This window comes from bacterium, assembly GCA_023145965.1.
GTDB lineage: Bacteria > UBP14 > UBA6098 > UBA6098 > UBA6098 > UBA6098.
Map to the genome: position 1 here is coordinate 1 of JAGLDC010000031.1, position 21,904 is coordinate 21,904.

General features: G+C 43.5%; 9 protein-coding genes. 2 read left to right on the top strand and 7 right to left on the bottom strand.

The window, feature by feature from the left end; all coding sequences use genetic code 11:
* The 6 genes from KAH81_03340 to KAH81_03365 all read right to left on the bottom strand — a co-directional run.
* Positions 1–216, bottom strand: a 216-nt coding sequence (locus KAH81_03340) for a hypothetical protein (GenBank protein ID MCK5832684.1), incomplete at its 3' end; no start/stop codon positions are given.
* A 61-nt stretch (positions 217–277) separates the two neighbouring features.
* Positions 278–2,602 (bottom strand): vitamin B12-dependent ribonucleotide reductase, encoded by a 2,325-nt coding sequence (locus KAH81_03345; GenBank protein ID MCK5832685.1) that lies wholly within the window; start codon positions 2,600–2,602, stop codon positions 278–280.
* Positions 2,603–2,949: 347 nt separating this feature from the next.
* A complete protein-coding gene (locus KAH81_03350) occupies positions 2,950–6,210 on the bottom strand; it encodes a hypothetical protein (protein ID MCK5832686.1) in 3,261 nt (1,086 codons plus the stop codon).
* A complete protein-coding gene (locus tag KAH81_03355) occupies positions 6,203–7,018 on the bottom strand; it encodes a hypothetical protein (GenBank protein MCK5832687.1) in 816 nt (271 codons plus the stop codon). The genes KAH81_03350 and KAH81_03355 overlap by 8 nt, the downstream gene beginning before the upstream one ends.
* Positions 7,019–7,022: 4 nt before the next feature.
* Positions 7,023–8,441: an ABC transporter ATP-binding protein gene (locus KAH81_03360; protein ID MCK5832688.1), complete on the bottom strand. Its 1,419-nt coding sequence runs from the start codon at positions 8,439–8,441 to the stop codon at positions 7,023–7,025.
* Positions 8,442–8,519: 78 nt separating this feature from the next.
* Positions 8,520–9,023, bottom strand: coding sequence for a hypothetical protein (locus KAH81_03365; protein ID MCK5832689.1), 504 nt, complete (start codon positions 9,021–9,023; stop codon positions 8,520–8,522).
* Between the two features lie 240 nt (positions 9,024–9,263).
* Here KAH81_03365 and KAH81_03370 point away from each other — a divergent pair, with 240 nt between their 5' ends.
* Positions 9,264–10,742, top strand: coding sequence for a hypothetical protein (locus tag KAH81_03370; GenBank protein ID MCK5832690.1), 1,479 nt, complete (start codon positions 9,264–9,266; stop codon positions 10,740–10,742).
* Complete coding sequence (gene uvrC / locus KAH81_03375; protein MCK5832691.1) at positions 10,742–13,126, top strand: excinuclease ABC subunit UvrC; 2,385 nt, start codon at positions 10,742–10,744, stop codon at positions 13,124–13,126. The genes KAH81_03370 and uvrC overlap by 1 nt, the downstream gene beginning before the upstream one ends.
* Positions 13,127–13,200: 74 nt before the next feature.
* On the opposite strand, the gene KAH81_03380 is transcribed toward uvrC, so the two are convergent.
* Entirely contained in the window at positions 13,201–21,849 is an 8,649-nt protein-coding gene (locus KAH81_03380; GenBank protein MCK5832692.1) for a hypothetical protein, read from the bottom strand.
* Between the last annotated feature and the right edge of the window lie 55 nt (positions 21,850–21,904).

A 21,904-nucleotide genomic window follows, 5' to 3' on the forward strand; every position in this document is an offset into this window, starting at 1 on the left:
GGGATGGCTGGCGAAAAGCTTTGGTCCCGGTGAGTTAGTTCTCGCTGGATTACCGAAAACAGCGGTCGCACCACCCTCGGCAAAATTAGAGCGACCTAAAGCTGACGAAATTAAGTCGCAATCTATAGAAAGAAAATCAGAAACGAATGATTCACCATAAGCTAAACTCGCAGTGAGAGCAACGAGCACAAAAGATATTCGTATTACATATTTCATACTCTAGATCGTTGCAATAGACATGCCATGCCATATTCAAATTTTAATACCAGCTCGTATCCTAACCACACTTGCTAAAACCGCAACTGTGGCACTTCTGACAACCCTCTTCATAGAAAAGCCTCGCACCACAATCTGGACAGATAGTGCCCATATCACCATCGTTATCCGAATTAGTGTCAACGGGTCTGAATTTAATCGTATCGACTATATTCGCTTTAGATTTATCCGCTTTAGATTCATCAGCCACACCGGAATCAGCACGCTTGCGGGCTTCGGCATACCAACGCATAGATTTCGCTATCGCATCCGGGCAAGATTTAATCATCTCTCCTCGATCCCACACGGGTGTGGGGCAAGCAATACCCTTTAGTTGTTCGATTATCTCTTCGATATCGATACCGCTTCTTAAAGCAAGACTTACAAGCCTAGAAATACCCTCAGACCAACTCTGCGCACATCCCCCAGACTTGCCTAAATGAGTGAAAAGCTCGCAAGGACCCTTTTCGTCTTCATTAAGCGTGATATATAAATTACCGCAACCTGCTGCAACCTTAAAAGTCATTCCCCGAGTAATATTAGGACGAGCACGTTTACTGAGTGGCGCTTCGATAGGCACAATTTCATTTACCTGTTTCTCTTTAGCAGCCTTCTTAAGGCTCATAACTTGATTCTGCCGGCTACCGTCCCGATATATGGTCACACCCTTGCAACCGAGTTTATTCGAGAGTATATATACATTGCGAACATCCTCTTCCGTTGCACTTTCGGAGAAATTCACGGTCTTCGAAACCGCATTATCTGTGTATCTCTGAAAAGCCGCCTGAATACGAACATGCCACTCCGGAGGAATGTCATGGCTTGTCACAAAAACCCTCTTGATATCCTCCGGTATTTCATCGATATGAGCAATTGTTCCCTCCTCGATGATCCGATGCATAAGCTCCTCTGAAAAAACACCTTCCTTTTTAAGGATATCCTCGAAATAAGGATTAATCTCAAGCATACGCGTGCCATCGAGAATATTGCGCTCGAAAGCCAATGCAAACATCGGTTCGATACCTCCTGAACATCCCGAAATAATGCTAATCGTGCCTGTAGGAGCGATAGTAGTGACGGTAGCATTCCTGATTCGGTCCCCATCGGGGTGATCGAAAGCACTTCCTTTAAAATTCGGGAAAACACCCCTTTCATTCGCCAATTCGATAGACTTCTGCCTACCTTCATTTTGAACAAACGACATAACCTCTTCAGCAATATTGACTGCTTCTTCGGAATTGTATGGTATTTTGAGTTCGAATAGCATGTCGGCAAAACCCATGATTCCGAGGCCTATCTTGCGGTTACCTCGAGTGTTTTCCGCAATAGCCTTAAGCGGATATTGATTCGCATCAATGACATTATCGAGAAAATGAACGGCATCGCGAACAACACCGCGAAGCTTTCGATAATCAATCTTTTCATCCACAATAACCTTGCTGAGATTGATACTCCCAAGATTACAGCTTTCATAAGCAAGCAACGGCTGTTCGCCACAAGGATTAGTCGATTCGATCTCACCTATGTGAGGCGTTGGATTATCGCGGTTTATGCGATCGATGAAAACAATCCCCGGTTCCCCTGTGCTCCAGGCTTGATGGATTATTTTGTCGAAGACTTCTCGGGCGTTTCTCTCCCCTACTACTTGATTGGTTCTAGGGTTCCTGAGCTTGTATTGTGAACCATTCTCGACAGCTTCCATAAACTTCTCAGTAACAGCAACAGAAATATTAAAATTATTAAGCTGAGTAAGATCGGCTTTGCATGTGATGAAATCCTCTATATCGGGATGGTCAATCCTGAGAATCCCCATGTTTGCGCCACGGCGCGTGCCGCCTTGCTTGACAGTCTCGGTGGCGGCATCGTAAACCTTCATGAAGCTTATCGGGCCACTCGATATACCCGTTGTGCTGTGAACTACGTCACGCGCGGGTCGAATCTTGCTAAACGAAAAACCGGTGCCTCCACCGCTTTTATGAATAAGAGCTGTATTTTTTAGCGTCTCGAAAATTCCATCCATGGAATCGGAAACTGGAAGAACAAAGCATGCTGAGAGCTGTCCGAGATACCGGCCAGCATTCATCAAAGTGGGCGAATTTGGCATAAATGCCTTATCTACCATTATTTCATAGAAATGCTTTGCCGTGTTCTTAACATCGGCATACGGATCGTATATTTTGTCTATCTCCGCTATGGTTTGCGCAACACGACGAAACATATCCTCCGGCTCTTCGATAACGCTTCCATCCAAGTCTCGTTTGAGATATCTTTTCTTTAGAACCGTTTTCGCGTTTGCGGATAGATTTGTTTTTTTTGTAAAAAGCGTGTTATCCGAGGGATAGTCCATAGGCAGCTCAAGTGCGGATTGGATACTCTTTCCATCTTTTGCTTTATCTTCATTTCTCATTTCGAACCTCTAGTAGTTAAAAGATGTTAATTTAACATCTCAGATTTCATATTTTTTTGGATGAGTGTAAAGTTAAGACAAAAAAATCAAAGAGTCAAGAAAAATCCTACATATTGTGGTTCTTTTTTTTGAAGCACAATAGATTGTGGATAATGCACGTATTTTCACTCTAAAATAGAGCATTTTCATTGCTGTTATTGGATTTCTGAATGTTTATAACTTATTAACTATGAGTGAATAAATTTTATAGCCATAAAAATTGTTTTATTTTCTAAATTATATTTACTTTAGAAAACCAATCTGACACTTGCGGTTGCTGTATGTTCGGGAAGACGTCCCGTTCGGCTAAGAAGATCGTAAGAGAGGTTTATTGTCGTTCCGGTGGCGATATCGACATTGGTTGAAAGGGACAGCTTGCCATTATCACCAATAAAATCGCCCTCGGCCATATCATATGGTAAAATGCCATTATATTCATCTCCGGCTAATACTCGCGAATATTGAAAATCAACACGAAGGTTTCCGAAGTCAAAGAAATATGTCAGTCCCGGATTAATAGCAGTTCTATCTATAATCATCGGTTCCTCGGGCCAATTATCGGTTTCGACGAGATAAGAAGCATTCATTTTCGTCTGAAATCTATTTGAAAGCATCTTATTCCAAGATATGATCAAGGACTGCCCTTTTAGCTCAGTTCCAGTCCTTGAATTATCCGGATATATTCTCGCTGAATTTGAAAGCACCGTGGTCGCTGTAAAATTGCCTATCTTAGAGAAACTCAGGCGTCCCTCTATTTCATAATCATTCGCCCATCGAATTTCCTCTCCAGTAGTAAACTGAGCATTCCGATATTTATTATATCTGCGATGTAAAGTGAGGCTTCTCGACCGCCGAGAGCCAATCCTAATATTGCCTTCAGTCAAAAACCGCCCTAATAAAAGATACTCATTTGAGAGCATATCTGAGGGATCTAACAAGTAGGCTTCGACAGAACTCTTTGAAGAGCTACCCTCGTTTCGAATAAATCCATCGAACGACAGCGCACGAATATAATCCATCGCAAACCAATTGCCCTCAAGATCACTGAAATCGACACTCAGATTTGCCTTTAGATCGGAATTTATCGAGGGTGTAAAAATGCCCGTTGGTAGATATTTTTTTAAATAATCTCCTCCCACCGATGGAATATATTCGTTTCTATCGACATCGTATTCGTAGTTACCAGAACCATACCCGACAAATTCATAGAAAGGTTCGAGAACCTCACTTTGTTCTCGCGAAAGCTCATATCGCAATCGCAGGTCACTTCTTGGGATTTTCATTCTAATCGAACCGTTTACACTTCCGATATCTGACTTAATATTGTTAGAGAAACCTGTAAGATCTTCGAATTCTCGGTGATTTGCGACGATCTGCCAATCGTAAATTTTACTTGAAAGCTTGTATGTCTTCACCTGTGAATAAGCCATCAGGCCCATCGAATCGGATTTTTCGTCATATCTATACTCGATACCGGGGACAAAGGATACTCTCTCCAAAGGAAGGAATCCTATCGAACTCTCGATCTGATAAAAACGGAAACCCGCCTCGCCAGATTTATCTTCGAATAATGCGCTTGTTTTGGGTTCTAAAAACCACAATTTACCCGAAATATCACCCCAATACTTATTCCATTTAGCTAAAGAGCGTATGTTAGAAGAGTTTCCATTGATATTCAATGCTGTGGAGTGATATGAAATACTCGATATAAGGCGTTTACTATCCGAATCACCGATCACGTTAGAGCCATATGCTGCAGTTATTTCGAGAGGTTCTATAGGCTTGTAAACAATCGAGCCTTCCGCGAGTTCCTCACCTCCACCCTTTTCGGAAACCCCCCAATCGCGAAGAAATTCGGCGTCATCCATTCGACCGATAGAGGAAAAACGCTCACCCTTATGTCGAAGTTTCGCGTTAACATTGACTTCTCCAATGTCACTTCCGAAAAAAACAAGTCCTCTCGTTAGATCGAGTTTAACCAAGTATGCACCATCTGAGTTGTCATTATCGTCACTGCTTGAAAGGCGGTTAAGGTCTATCGATGAAGTCGCAACCTCACCGCTAATCTTCATGTTTTCTACTGGCTCGAATTCGGTTCCGATATCTATAACCGAATGCGAAATCGGCAAAGGCAAAGACCTAATCGGTCTAAAGCTTCCAAAATCCGAACCGACATACTCGTATCTACAGAGGGAAATATAATTATAATCTCCTTTGCCCGAGCCTACATTCTCGAAAACTACATCCCAGTCACCATCACCATCACCGATCCATTCAAAATGCTCGTTTGAGGTAGCGGAATCGACCAGGAAATAATCGCCGGTATCCGATAGTGTAGCATTGATCATATAGGCAGAATCGGCATTATCGCCGGCGACTTCCAGGGCAGCAAGCTCTTCTTCGGAAAACTCCAAAGTAAGAGGATTATGTGAGTCATCGGCCTCTATCATAGCCGAATAGGAAAATTTCAGCTTCTCGAATGGATCGATATTGCCCGAAAGACCGTAAAAACTACGCCTGAATTCGAGGTCTGTATATTGGAAATCTATTATAACTCTATCGTTTATACCGACTTGGCGATTAGATGTGAATGTTATCTGACCGAGATTATAGTCAATTGTGTAATCGTTATCGAGACCGCGGTCGAGTTTAGAACCGTTAAGCCATACTACCTCTGAGCCAGCTAGGATTTGAACCGAGCTATTTTCGTTTACTGATACTTGATATGGTCCTTGATTACCTTCAGAACATGTAAACTCATAAGATGCCCATATACCTTCGAGGATTGCACCGGCGATCTCGCCTGTAACCTTATCGGAGAAGCCCTTCAACTGAACACCAGAAAGTCTTCGATTGTATGATGAAAATTCCCCTTGGGCAAATGTGGCATTAAAATCGCCAAAATTTGCCGAGAAAAACGGCCCTTTGATACTTATAAAAACCTGATCGAGCTGAGCAATCTTCTCGGATGTTCCTTCTGGTTGAATTGGCAAATCCTGATCGCTGAGCATAGCGGTTATTTCAACATCCTCGCCTATACTTCCAAAAGCTTCGAGTTGAAAAGCCGATTCTACACTTGCATCGCGCCTGCTACCGATCTTTATTCCCCTTAGAAGGCTTCCTGAGTGCGTAAGCCTATTATTTTCCGGAATCATGGACATATTGACCCTAGGTTGCCTTTCGAGAAGACGCCCGCCAGTCCCACTAGGCACTTTATGACGGATTTTCAGTGGGATTTTAAGGTCGATATATGAATATACAATCTTGATGGAATCGCAAATAGGTTCACCGTTAAGTTTAATAATCCCTTCAATCCGATTTATGGAGTATCTTTCGGGTGAAATATACGATTCTCCACAGAAAAGCGACTCACTCAAATCGACAATAAAACTATCGGGAAGAGTAATAAGATTCCCCAGAGGCTTAATAAATACCTCATTTCGCACAGAAAAACTAGAACATGCAATGCTGAGCACTAAAGGAATAATTATTTTGAAAGTTCTATTCAATTTTCAATAAAGATTCGACGCATATTATTTTGTTTCCATATAGTAAAACCATCCTACCCGAAATATTTTGGATTACAGCTGAAACTTCAGCCTCAAATTCCATTGGTTTTTGGATTCCATCGACTATCGTTATAGCGCTTTTTTTACCGATTATATAAAATCCATCACTGCCAGAAAAAGCACCCAAAGGGGATTCGACATCTGTAAAATGAATCGTCGAGATCGGTTGGCCATAAAGAGAATAAATATAAACCGCCTCAGATGTTGTAATATTGAATCTCTTTGTAACACGGTCGAAACCCAGAGAGTTAATTTTATCAACCCTCTTCAACTCAGGGATTAAAAATTGTCTTGGATTGGTATCCCTCCAGTCCTGAAAAAGGTAAAACTCATTTTTCCCGGCATCATAGATAAGAATCCTACCATCGGTAGAAACAGCAATTTTATCCGGTCTTAATTTTACTCCGGTCAAATTTAAAGAAATCCTAGTCGGCAAGCGAAGGTTTCTATCGGTAATAAAAATTGCCATGCCTTCACGATCTGCCAGATACAACCAGCCGACACTTAAAGCAATATCCGATATATGGATAATCTCCATCGACAGAGCATCGTCTTCAAGTTCAGCCCTTATTTGCCCAGTCGAATCCAGAGCTATAACTTGCCCGAAATCATCTAGAAGATAGAATCCACCAAAACCATCACTGGCTATATCTATCGCTTTGAAATCCGCTGGAAATGGTATAGAATTGCTAACGCCCATCAGTGTATAGGCAATTATCAATATGCACAATATCTTATTGATAAACATAATCTTACACCTCAGAATCAAAGTAGATCCCCATAGACTTTCTCAAACGCTTATCTTCGAAAAAAGCATTTGTTTCTCCATCCCAAACAATCCCCCCAGACTCGAGTATTATAGTCCTTTGAGTGCATTTTTCGGCAAGCTCGAAATCATGTGTAATTATCATTATCGTCTTTCCCTTTGAGGAAAGCAATTCTACTATATCCCTAAAGCGATGTCTTCCATCATTGTCAAGCGAGGCTGTGGGTTCGTCGAATATTATGAAATCCCTATCCATCGCAATAACTCCAGCTATTCCGACCCACCTTTGTTGGCCATCAGATAAATCAAAAGGAGATTTATTATATACCTCTTGCTGAATTCCGACGACCTCAAGTGCCTTCTCTGCTTTATTCCTAACATTATCCATTCCAAGATTTTTTGGGCCAAACTCCACATCCTCTATCACCGTCTCGGCAAATAACTGCCTTGCAGGGAATTGAAAACACATCGAGACATATAACTCAATCTCTGCAGATTTTGCCCCTGAAACCTTGGCCGAACCGAGGTTCGGTTTAAATAGGCCAGCGCAAACCTTTGCAAGAGTAGTTTTTCCGGAGCCACTGGCCCCGAGAAGGCCTATTCTCGTTCCGCTTTGAATCTTAAGGTCAATTCCATTAATCGCTTTAAAAGAATCATATTTAAATTCAATATCATTAAATTGATAGCACTTTTTATTTAATGTATTACTTAAGGTGATAGGCTTTATATAAGCTTTTCCATTTAAGTTACCTTGTTTTATTACGCCTTTTTCAATAGTAACTATTCTGTCAGAGCGTCGAGCCGAAGTTTCTGACTGGGTTATATAGAGGATGGCGGTTTCGCTATCGCGAAGCTCGCCTATCTTGCGCCAAAAAAGCCTCTTGCCCTCATAATCGAGAAAAGCATCCGGTTCATCGAGGATCAAAAGACGGGGTTTCAGCGCCACAGTAGAGGCAAGGGCGCATCGCTCCAAATTCCCACCGGATAGCTCGTCTATATTCTTCTTTAACGATGACTCCAAACCGAAATCTCGGGCTACGTTCATAATAATATTTTTAATTTCGACGGACGGTATGCGTGCATTTTCAGGAGTAAAAGCTAATTCTCTTTCGACAGATGTCGCAATTATTCCTTCCGAGGGATCTTGAAAGAGAAATCCAACTGTTCCAGGATTGAAATAGAAATGCTCATCGAAAATATTCTGACCATCGAAAAGAACTTCGCCAGAATTCGGGCGAATAATCCCGGCAATTATCATCGCCAGTGTAGTTTTGCCCGAACCATTAGCCCCATAAAGAGAAACCATCTCGCCGGGTAATATTTTTAGATCGATACCTCTTAAAAGTTGAATCTCATCAGCCAAATACGAATACCTAACATCAGATACATCAATAAGATAAGACATTCATTTGCCAAAATATATAGTTATAATTCCGCATATTATTTTTTAAATAACCAAAAATCAGATAGAAATTTAGCTTCATCATTCCTTCGAAAAAGTGCGCCCGCATTTATTCAATAAACATAAGATCAAAAAGAACTCCGGTATTAACAAATAAGCCTCAGAGATACATATAATTATCCATGGAGTGAGAAACCACGGAGCTTGCATCATGCCAAACATAACCATGATCTCCGAAGCAAATGGTATAGCCCTTGAAATATAGAAAAAAGCCAGAAATCCAATATAGATAACTTGCAGTATCGAGTTTATGAAAAGAAAAACAGGATATATTCTCCTTTTAGAAAGAGATAAAATTGCCTCTACTATAAATAAAACAGCCAATACTATAAAGCCTATAGAAACAACAGAAACAGGTTTGACAAATTCCGGAAGCTGGGCTACCGTATTATATGGAAATCCTAGCCCCATTAGAAACCTGGGGATTGTTGCTAATCTCAGCCCAATAAGTATATTAGAAATGGCATAAGCTAAGGCTAGTAAACTAATGTATATGAAACAGTTAGCACTATTTTTCTTTTCCATATAAACTCCGGCGAATAACATTCTCTCATGTGATATAGTATTCCAAATCACTTAAACATGACAAAGTATAACAATTGCATTTCATGTTGGCAAGCGTATTCCTCGTTTGCTATAAAGCTTTTCTTTCGAAAAATTGTTAGTCCGTAAGCCTTTATTCAAAAATATCATCTTGGGAATTAATATACTATCTTTGTTTATCCATGCTTGACAGCAGGGAAGACTTCAAATATATTGGTTTTTATGGTTTTAAAAAGCTCGATATGCTGTTTTCTGACTATAGCCACCGGAATGCTATTTGCAATCGAGGGGCAGAATCCCACTCCGAAATTCATTCCTCCAGATTTTTCTGTGGAGGAAGAGCGTGTGGCTTACCCATCGGATTTACTCGAATTCTTCAAGATACCATTCATAGATTATCTTAGGTCTGATGCCTCTAAAGACATAATCGAAACTAATTTAGAAATCAATTCCTCAAAAGGTGCCTTGGGATCGATTATAGTCGCACAGAAGGGTTTTGTTGCGAAAGCTAAGGGGAGTCAAGATTATTACGGCGATGGAGAAACGAAGAAAATGCTACGCGTTATCGAAGGACATGGAGGATATGCCGATATCTTAGATGAACGCTTTCCATTCGCACTCAAATCCAGTGGAGCATATTCGTCATTTCGTGGTGAGTATGAACTATCTACATATTCTTTCTCAGGTGGTGCAGAAGGCCATATGCCCATAGGCAAAAGCCTTATTTCAATGGATATTTCTGGAACTCGCGAGAGCTGGGCACAACATTATGGGCATTTTCCTCGGATAGAATCACCGGACATACAAAGAGCGGAGATATCAAATGCCGTTTCTGGGAAGGTCGCATTTAGGAGTATGCCCGGCGAATACACGGGGTTCGAAATTATCACATCAGGAGTTACATCAACGAGATATAGGCAGAACAAGTGGAATATTAAGCGAACCGTTACATCGGGAGTAGCCAATCTCGTATATGATTCCAAATCATTAAGGTTATCTGTAGGCGCATCGGCACATAGGACATGGGAAGAAACCATCATCTCCCCTTCAATGGATTTCGAATTGAACTGGAGACAGCTATCAACCTTCGCCTCAATCGAGGGCTATACTGTGCCAATCGAAAGATATAAAGTCTTCGATACACCCCGTGCAGCTATTCCTAATAATGCTGATTTCATAACAGTTCCAATTTCTGTGACCGTTGGAGGAAGATTCGAGTTGAAACCGGAGCAAATCCTATCGATGGAAGCGAAATACTCGAAAATCGAGAATGAACCAATCCTTTGGGAGCCTCTCTCTGAAGCTCCTATGTCTGAGCTGGAACAAACAGGGCACCAAAGTATTAATCTATCTTTATCTAGCAACTTTGGTTTGTTAAAAAATAAACTAACCATAAACCTTAACCGCGATACAGCGAACGATAGACCTATTCCGATCGAACCAGAAGAAGTATTCTCTGACACAGTTTTTATTAACATTCATGATATAACCCTCATTGCCGCAGGTTATCGAAGATATGGTCAACCATATATCGGCAAACCTCAAGAAACAAATATCGGTTTTGGCATAAAATATTCTTACAAGCTTGTGACATTCGGTTTTATGCTTCAGAATATCCTTGGCGAGCCTATTTTCGATGAACGCGCCCTCGAATTTTCAGAAGAAACCAAGCTCCTCTTCAGTCTATCTATACAGCTTTAATGGATCTACGCGCTAAAATAAAACGCCTTCCTTTAAAACCAGGGGTTTATCTTTTTAAAAACTCAAAGGGCGAAATTATTTATATCGGTAAGGCGATCAAGCTCAAAAACCGTGTTTCGAGTTACTTTAGGGGAAAGCATTCAAATCCAAAAACTGCTAGATTAGTCGCAAAAATCGAGGATCTGGAGTTTATCGTTGTGGATAACGAGGTCGAGGCTCTTGTTCTCGAAGCCAATCTTGTGCGAAAACATAGACCGCATTATAATGTTAATCTTAAAGATGACAAGCGCTTTCCATATATTCATGTGACAGAGGAACCCTATCCTCGAATTGAGATTGTCAGAAGAAAAAGCTCTAGCGGCTTATATTTTGGACCTTATACGGATGCACGAGGTATGCGCCAAACGGTGGGATTAATCCAGAAACATTTTCGCTTGAGATCTTGTAAAAACAATCTACCTAAACAAGCACCTATCAGGCCTTGCCTTAATTTCGATATTGGCCGATGCGATGCGCCTTGCCAAGAATATGTTTCTAATGATATATATAGTGAGCGAGTAGATGAAGTTATCCTTTTTTTGAAGGGGAAAAAGAGGGAACTTGTCAAACGCCTAAAAGAGCGCATGGTAAAGCTTGCCTCTGAGGAAAAATATGAAGAAGCTGCCGACATTAGAGACCAGATTAAGGCTATCGATTCTATCTGGAGAAAACAGAAGATCGATACGGATCTCGCGGACAGGGACTTACATGCAGTAGCTATCGGCCCTCGTAACGGTATAGCCGTTACAATGCAAGTTCGTCAAGGTCGAGTTATCTCGCGCGGAGAATTTTTGCTTTCAGTGAGTGAAGGAACAAAAAAAAGTGAAGCGATGTCTGGATACTTGAAGCAGTATTATCAAGATAATCCTGATCCACCAAAGGAAATACTAACTTCGGTTCAACCCGACGATTTCAATGATATAGCCAAATTCGTGTCACAATGCCGAGGTAATAAAGTTAAAATTTCAGTGCCTTCTCGAGGCCAAAAAAAGGACCTTATCAAACTTGTCGAACACAACGCGGAGTTACTTCTTGCCGATCTTCTAGCAAGTAAAAAGAAAATCCAATTGCCATTTGCGATAATTGACCTTCAAAAATACCTTCATTTGAATACACCACCACGCACAATCGAAGCGATAGACATCTCACACCTCAGCGGAACTTGCGCTGTGGCTTCTCTTGTGTCGTTCATCGATGGCAAAAAGAATTCCCGAGGCTATCGTCGGTTCCGCATTAAAACTGCCGAGGGTGGCGATGATTATGCCTCGATAGCCGAGGTAGTTAATCGAAGATACGCGCGGCTTATCGAAGAAGGCAAAGCTCTCCCCGACCTTTTATTAATCGATGGCGGGCGTGGCCAGCTAAATGCCGCTAAGAATTCTCTTAATGAACTCGAGATAGCCGATCAATTGGAGTTAGCGTCTATTGCCAAGCGCCTCGAAGAGGTTTTTCGATCTGAATACAAAAATCCAATAATGTTAGCAAAGGACTCCCCTGCTTTGAGGTTATTAGTAAAAATAAGAGACGAAGCTCACAGATTTGCAATCGAATATCAAAGGAAGAGGAGAACAAAAGCTTATCAAGCTCAGGAGCTTATTTCGATTGAAGGGATAGGCGAAATTCGACAAAAAAAACTCCTCAAAGAATTCGAATCGCTCGAACAGATTGCCTCTTCAAATCCCGAGGAAATATCGGAAAAAACAAGAATCCCATTAGACCTCGCCCATAAGGTCGTCGAGTTTTTGAGTTCTTATAAACTTATTTTAGTGTTAATAGCCCTCGGAATATCGATCTTAGGTGGTTGCACTCCTTCTCCGAGGTATATTGGTTCCACAAAACCTGTTTTAGCACCAAAGAAGATAGAACAGGCTAAAAAAGATGAGGATAAAAGGGTTAAGACCAAGAATGCAAAACATAAAGAGGAAACACAAAAGGCTATCCAGAAACAAAATACAACTCAGAACATCAAAACACCCTCTACTAGGTTTAATCCGGATGCCATGCTAGGAGCTGTGAATCTGTATTTGGGCACACCTTATAAATACGGAGGCAATGGCCTAGGCGGCGTGGATTGTTCAGGGTTTACCCATAATGTAATGGATGCAGCTGGTATCGAGATACCGCGCACAAGCTCTTCTCAATACAGACAAGGCAAACCAGTTGTAAAACCCAGCGCGGGCGACCTGGTCTTTTTCCGAATGCGCGGAAAAGGTGTCGATCATGTTGGTGTCTTCCTTGGAGGAAATAGGTTTGTGCACGCAAGTTCGTCATCTGGAGTAACAATAGATTCGCTCGATGAGGAATATTACAAGAAACGCTATCTCGGAGCACGGCGTTTTTATTAGTCAAATAATCTCGCAAATAACCCGATTAAAAAAGCCCAACAAACTGCCGGGCTTTTTTAATAGTTTAATTATGGCTAAGGCAAATAAACCTTGGCTTGAATGGTTAAAATAATCCTCTCATTAGTAAATGTCGTCGAGTTCGTGGGTGCATGGAATTGTAACCACATAGAACGCTCCTCTGAAGGCGGTATGTTCCATCCACTAGCACCGTAATAATCATCTGAAGCCCAGAATATCGATGACCTTATATAATCATACACTGGATTGAATATCGGTGGTGGCGTAACAACTTCATTATTGAAGACACCACGAAGAACAAACCTATTCAGCGCTGGGCCGATTCCAGCGGTCCAGGTTGCACCGGCATCCGAAACATAAAGCCCCCAGGTCGAGGCAATATCACCACAATTTTGAACTCTAATCATCTGAGAAGAATCAGTTGTAACTACCTCATTTAGATGGACTATTCCGAAATCGATTACTGTAGTGTCAACACATACGGCAAGAATAATATCAACAGGGTCGTAATAGGCCACAAGAGATCTCGAAGCGATAACCGGCCCATGTAAATGTCCATTGGCTCCACCATCGGAGAAATTATTGAAGTAGAAAACTGAATCATTATCGTCAGTAATATCCATGGGGCTGACTTGCACCCAGATGATAGTATCGTTGTCAACCCAACGAATCATACCACCACAATCGGTGCAAATCGAATCTCCTGCGATTATCCAACCATAATCCTCATATGGAGTCTTACGAATTATAAGTGTCCTTTCGACTTTATAATCAGCAAATAGCGTTTCAGGCTCGAGGATTCTAATTTGATGGACAATATCTCCGCTATCCGACCACTCTTCGAAGGTAAATCTATCATATCCTGAAGACGAATAATCAACTTCAGATACGGATACATAGATACTATCTCCCTCGTCAAACCAACGCTCAACGGAATATCCCGGCGGGGGCAAATAAGAGAACCCCATACGACCATAAACATTTTCAAGAGGCCTCTTTTCAAGCCTAATTAAAAATTGACGGTTATAATGAGCAATAAGAGTCATGCTCGAACCGATCGGCCCAACCGTGTGAGTGATCGCTCCCCCATCTGACCACCTGTCAAATGTATATCTTGTAGTAAGTGTGGTATCTAGATCGGAAACGGAAATTGTATGAGTCGAACCGAGAACCCACCAAAGCAGAAGTTCATCGGCGCCCCAGTAGCGATGACCGTCAATCTCGATATAACCTTCTGTGTGAAGCGGGTTCTTTTTCACAAAAATTCTCGCTCCTCTGGTATATACAGCTGTGATATCATAGGTTGAATCGACAAGGAAACTAACATGGAACGTATCCGGCAAAGTGGGTCCACCCTCCCAATGGTCGAATACATATATCATTCTGTCTATCTCTACAACAGAATCGGTGCTAAGATAAGCAGTTTCGCCTTGAATATACCAACCCTCACCAGATTGGACTGGAATCCCGGTGCCACATTCGCTGTAATCCAGATCGATATGGTAATTATTCACCCATTGCCAATCGATGGAAGAGTTTTCCGTAATATCGAACTCGAAGTGGGAGCTATCCCCTCCTGAAGGCACCGAATGTGAGCCACGCCATCCAGCACAAAGTCTCATTATTCCATCGCCATCGGAAATAGTATCTTCAATAAAGGCCGAGATATGGCGATCTATTGAATGATAAGTAACTCCTCTGTGCGGCCATGGCGAGCCATAATCACTCATAACTGTTAAAGTAACGACATCGGCCAATTCTTCCCAAAGCCAGGTAACACTGGAGACCATTCCAATATTAGAGCTGAATAATGTATCGTATCCAAATGTAGGCAAGCTTCCAGTGCCATTCCAACCTATACAAACATAACCTATATAGGGGCTGGATACACTAAAATCGATCAGTGTATCATCGGGAACCCAATGCAGGCCAGTATCAGGATCAGGATAGCCTCTCCCGCTATCGGAAATTACAGTTAAAGGCCAAAGAAGCTCCCCATTCCATATCCAAGTGAGCACGGAATTTTCCGTAATCGTGAAACTCACAGCATTAGAATCACCAGAAGCGGGGACGCTTCCGGTGCCATTCCATCCAGTGCATACCTGCCAACCAAAATCGAAAACAGAGTCCTCTACTGTGGCTCTAAGGAAGGTTCCCTCAGGCACGATATATGTGCCCGAAGGTATCGGATATCCATAAGGCGAAAATACAAACAGAGTGCAAATCTCTTCTATGGCATATTCCCAAATCCAATCTATCGAAGCTGGATCATCCAACTCAAACGAGAAGGCTGTGCCATATCCGCTGGGTGCACTACCGATTCCGGTCCAACCGATGCAATACCAATCGCCTATAGGACTTGTAATACTGGCATCTATTGTGGTTGAGCTATCATACCATGTAGTTCCAACCGGTGGGATAGGTGTATCGTGCGAACTTGTCACAGTGACCGACATCTCCTGTTTAAACAGCCAGTATAGCTCTGTTAAGCCAAAAATATCCCATGTAACATGATTAGTATGCCCTATTGCTGGAATTCCTGTTCCTGTTGCATTCCAGCCTGTGCATGTCATCCGTCTTCCGGAACCCAAATCTACATAGCCATCCACAATAGCGTTAATAGTTGTTCCGGTGAGATAATTAGTCGTATCCACCGGAGGATAAGGAGCACCCCAATCGCTATGAACAACAAGACGAGAAATATCGTCCGACCACAACCAATGAAGTGTGCTAGGAGTATCAATTATTGCAATAAAAGAATCTAGAATGCCATCGGGCACACTCCCCGTCCCTTCGTAACCGATACACCAAAAATCGATATCGGGGCTTGTTACATTGAATGAAACGGATTCTCCCACGTTAAACCAATGCTCACCTTCGCCGGGAACAGGGCTTCCATGGCTACCCTCGGAGGTTATCGTCACCTTAACCTGCTTTTGCCATATCCAATTTAAATCTGAGAAGCTATAGATATTAAAGGAGACAAAGCCGCTATCACCCAATGCTGGACAGTCGCCGGTTCCTGTCCACCCCTGAAGAACATAGCGAATATCTGTCGCGAATGGATAGAACACTGTGTCGGATATTGTTGAACATGTAGCAATCGAACCCATCCTATACCAATAAGTTCCTGGGGTCGGGCTTACAGAATCGGTAACAGATGTTATTGTCAATGAGGTAACGGCTGTTAACTCATCCCAATCCCACCTTAAATTAGACGGTTCGTCCATTACAAAATAGGCATAGGTCGAAGGGCTGTAATGCGGCACACTACCAGTCCCATGATACCCAAGACAATACCAAGTGCTATCTGGAGAGGTAACCCAAGCTATAATTGTAGTATCGCGAACGTACCAATATTCTCCGGCAGGTGGCGTTGGGCTGTCATGTGAACCCGGGTTCTCGATTGTCAGTTTATATTCGGTTCTCCAATTCCATGTTATAGTCGTGTTTTCGGTGATAGTAAAGTCTATCGAGCCACCTGTTCCGCTCGGGGGCGCACTACCTGTCGCAGTCCATCCCAGGCGAATAGCGCGGTGTCCGAGCGCGACTGTAACAGTTTCTCCGGGACAAGTTGCATTTATGAACGATCCCGGATCGTAGAATGTTGTATCTGCCGGTATTACACCGGGATATTCGCTTTCGACAATCAACATCAACTGCGAATCCCATTGCCACTCGACAGTTCCGGAATCATTTACTGTCCAAGTAACTATTGTATCTGTTCCCGACACGGGAAGCGAACCTGTTCCGATCCAACCTGTGCAGTAACTGTGGGTTATAATATCGGGACTTGTAACATGCGCTGTGGCCGTGCTATCCTCATAATACCAATAAGAACCGGGCGTAGGTGTAGCAGATCCGTGTCCACCATCATCGATGAATACCTTGAATTGCCTGAGCCAAACTGCAGTCTCAGTGATGGGTGAATTCATCGCGCAATAACCAGGATTATCCGTGCCGGTATAAGATATAGCACCGGCACCCACCCAATGGTCGAATACCCACCTCTCTCGAGGAGTTTCATCGGCCTCTGTCGAGCTGCTGAAACTCGGTGTCGAAGCGGCATAGAACCAACCGGAACCGGTAATATCACCATGACCGCCGTTCTCCACGGTTAAATAATATTGTATATCGAAATTAGCTGTATATGTTGAATCTGTGATCGGAGCGATAGTTCTTGTTCTCTCTGAAACTCCATCTGCCCAAGCATTAAATAAGTAACGAGTGCCAACTGCTCCATATTGTAGGCTATCTGTCGAAATAGTGTGCGAGCTTCCTGTTAACCATACGACAGTGTGAGGTGAAAGGTAAGTTATTCCGTCAACATCGACAGAATCGGCTGTGCCATCGGTTTGAATGATGATCGTTACTTCGGCAAGCTCATATGTGGCCACAGCTGTGTGCGGGGAATCCATCAGTATGGTTGTCGATGGGTTCGTTAGGTCACCGAAGGAACCTCCGCTCCAATCGACAAAATCATATCGGCGGCCGAGGCCATCGTGAATAGGATCATCTGTTGTTATCGCCGGGTTGCTACCAGCAGAATACCAACCTGCTCCAGTTTGAATAGGAACAGCCGGGCCACAATCAGCATAAGCTAGTTCAAGCCGATATTCTGTTCTCCATGTTGCTATAGCAGTCTTGTGGTTATCCATCGTAATTGGGCTAGAAGCACTCGAATTGGTTCCTGTGGCATCCCCAGACCATCCATCAAATATATATCTGGTATCTCCAGCAACAATAATAGAATCATTCACGCATCCCGTTGAAGTAGCACCATGATTATACCATCCTTCACTCATAGCACATGGGGAAGAATGTGCCCCCTCGTCTATATCGAACCACCATTGTTCCTGATAATTACCGGTAATTGTCGCCGCCGAACTCACGCTCCCCGACGGAGGTGCCGGACAGAACCACCTATGGTCGATGCCGCTCCCGCTCGAAGTCCAAGAGAAATTATAAGAGTGTGAAGTCCCTGTCTCAAAATAAACGGAATAATCGTGTCCATCCCAAATCTGATGTGGTGTTCCATCCACAACAACAGTTGCATAATTCGTTGAAGATAAATCTGTTCCCAAGGTTGTCGTATTAGCCCTGAAAGTGACAGCATAATCGCTTTTCCAGTTAGCACGCGCAGTCCTTGCGGCAGTCATTGTGACCATGCCAGAATGGCTCGATGAGCTTCCTGAAGCATCTAAATCCCAGAAATCGAAGGTATATCGGGTCGTGCCTACGGTCATCACCGAATCGTTAACACAACCATAGGTCGTAGTGCCATGGTCATACCAACCTTCGAGTCCCGTGCAAGGAGTGGAATGGCCGTTTTCGTCTATGTCGAACCACCATTGCTCTTTATAATATCCCCGTATCGTATCGCCGGAAGAAACGGTGCCGGAAGGAGGACTGGAGCTGAACCATCTATGGGTGCTTCCGGAGCCGGAGCTCGTGGGCGAATAGCTGTAAAGGTGCGAAGTTCCACCGGAAACCCAAACCGAATAGTTATGCCCGTCCCAGATACCGTGACCGCCGCCGTCGAGCGTAACCGTCGCGTAATTCGAGCTTGAAAGCGCGGAACCGAGAGTCGTATGCGCTTCGAATACAAGTAAATATTCGGAATTAAAATTCGCTGTATAGGTCGCGGTTCCGGTATATGGCGACACGATATTATGCGTCATTGCGCCGCCATCGGACCATGAAGTCCAACTATATCGGTTCATCCCGCTGGTCTGCGGCGATGTCGTTCCTATAGAATGCGATGATCCGGGTAACCAACAGAATTGCTGGGGAGAAGTATATGTAACTCCGTCCACGACGATTTGAAGTCCGGCGGGGTTTGTAGTAACGGTCGTTACCGGAATTGTCATAATGTTATACGATCCGGTGTATCCGCTATAACCGCTCGAATAACCGGTTCCGCCAGCACCTCCGCTTCTGTTGACAGATGGAGATAGCGTATGACTACCACTAAGGCATGAGCTGTAAATAACTTTGATTCTGCCGCCGCCACCACCAGCACCACCCTTTGCGTAATCGTGGCAGGAACCATACGCAGGACTCGGAATACCGGCAACACCACCAGAACCACCTATTGCTTGAAGATAGCCTGATAGATTCATTACTCCCGCTGCCATAAGCGAAATACCACCGCCCGAACCACCACCGCCACCGCCCGCTGCGCCGCCGGATGCGTCGAAAACCTCGTAGGCATCGAAACAGCAACCGTTATAGCCATCACAGCTACAATTAAAGTCATTACTTGTGGATTCACCTCCACCATTTCCACCGGCACTACCACTAGAACCGTTAGCATATATTCTTCCAGTTGAAGAAAGGGTTAAATTGCCTGAAGCAATAAGATTCACCTCTCCCCCACCGTCGCCACCACCGCTACCGTTGGTTCCGGAAGCATAACCTCCACCTCCACCGCCAGCGCCACCACCACCAGAGCCCCATGTTACATCATAACCTGAAGCACTTCCATATGTTGAACCGCGCGAACCACCGCTTCCATATGAGCCTCCAGAAGCACCAGAAAAGCTTGCACCGTAAGCACCATAACCACCATAGCCACCGGAGCCACCATAAGCGCCGCCGCCGCCGCCACCGGCACCGCCGCCGCCGCCGTTATGACCATCATCACCGCCTATACAAAGGAAACCACAGTCCTGTCGTTCACAACCACCAGTTCCACCGCTGTAGCCACCCGAACCTCCACCACTACCTGTTCCCGAAGAACCTCCTGTTCCACCATATCCACCATGACATGAACTCTCGCTACCGTAGGCATAACCGCCACCACTGCCACCACCACCACCATTTTCTCCCGAGCTTATAGCATCGATGGTTCCATAGATGTTAATTGTATTGGCTTCGACGGTTAAGAACTTACAAATGCCAGCAACGGTGAGCGTAACACCAGAATTGACAGTAAATGTGCCGACATTAGTATGAGTGCCGCCCGCAGTAGTATTCGATGAAATTGTCCAGTTAGCACCACCATGGTTTGTTGTGCCGCAACTAACCGCAGTATAGTTCACAACAAGATAAGGTCTATACGATGAATAATAGAAACCATACCAATAAGTGTAATAACTCGAAGAGCTATCCCAATCTCTAATACCGGTTCCAAACCAACCGTCCCCAAGACGAGATTGAAGAACCGAAATCCCAGAAGAATTCAGATAATAGCTTTTCCAACCGGTAGGTTCGGAGGATGACCAATTCTGAGTGAGCATAACTGTGCCGCTTGTGCAGGAAGTTCTATATGCGGTGCAATTAAAAGTCCTTTGGCTCATCGCGCGTAGCTCCCACCATGGGTAATTCCGCGCGTAACAGTAGGCATGCCAGTTGACCGAGTTAATGGTGTAACCATCAGGAATAGCCCCAATATTAAAGAACATCCAACCTAAATTTGTGTTAGCGCCGGTTGCCCAAACATGATCACCGCAATAACTCTCTCCGCAATAGCAATTAGTGCCTTCAGAGAAACCGGAAGATTCCGAGGTCGGTGGCGAAGTGAAAATATAACAAGTAATCGTCGGGTCTATGATCACCGGGTAAATTCTATCCGGCGATGCAAGCCAGTCTAGAGGAACCAAGGTTGTTAAGCTATAATGATTTCCGCTTTTAATTAACCTGAAATCACCAAAAATCTCTTCCCTGCCGATTGCTTCAGAAACGCCTTTGTAGTCTTCTATAGTATCGATTCTATCATTAGCTTCGCGTATATTAGGAAGCGGAATCTCATATATGGTTTTGCCTTCAGAATTAATAATAGTCAGCTTCTTTCCGGCCATAATCGATGGATCTCGATTAAGGAATATTTCGCAATCCTCGGGAATATGCAGGTCTTGATCGATAGCAAGGTATTTAGCGTTCTCAGGTAGAGATGCACATATCTCCGGTATTTCATCGAGAATTAGATCATGTTCGATCCCGATTTCACCGAGCCGAACGACCTCCCTGCCAAAACCGTCCGAGGCTGCAAATACGATTTCTCCGTCGTATAACCTTCCATGACGGTTCGGGGCATCGAGTTCCCTGAGCGATATATTCTCCGGGGTTTCGATCCGCATGTTTTTAAAATAGCTAAGCGAAATCGCGGCATCTTCTTTAACTATCGAATAGGAATCCGTGCTCTGCTTTGGAAATCGAGTCTGGAATACGTTTTCGCGAGAAACGATAACATCTCCGAGATCGCTGAATTCCGTGCCGATATCCTGCCAAGCACCAAATTCATCGGAATAATGAACAGGACCGGAGCTAATAACAGCCTGATAATCCTCATCGCTAATTCTGAAGGTTTTGGTGAAGGCATTTCTCTGCTCGATAACCTCGTCGTATGGGCTAAAATTGGCGAATATCCCCTCGGTTTGCCAATTTTTGCCGCTTGGGTCGGAAAGATTACCCAATACGAGTTTTTGCAAGGTTGTTGTTCCCGCATTCCCATTGACAACCAGAACCTGACTTTCCTTCTGAGCGGGCGAAACCTGACTCATTGGAACCATAATCGCTGTTCCATTCATGTCTGGAGTCTTGGATAATGAAGTTTTGCTATCACAACCACAATCCGCAACCTTTTCCGTTGTTTGCATGGAATTAGAATTTGCAGGTGATATTGGCTGTTCTCCAACCAGAACACTCAATGATGCAAGAAGAATTATTAAAACGGTATTCAAGAAACTTTTACAATAGTCCATAAGCCCCACCTAAATAATGGGTTAATATTTCATCGAGACTAAATTATTCATACCA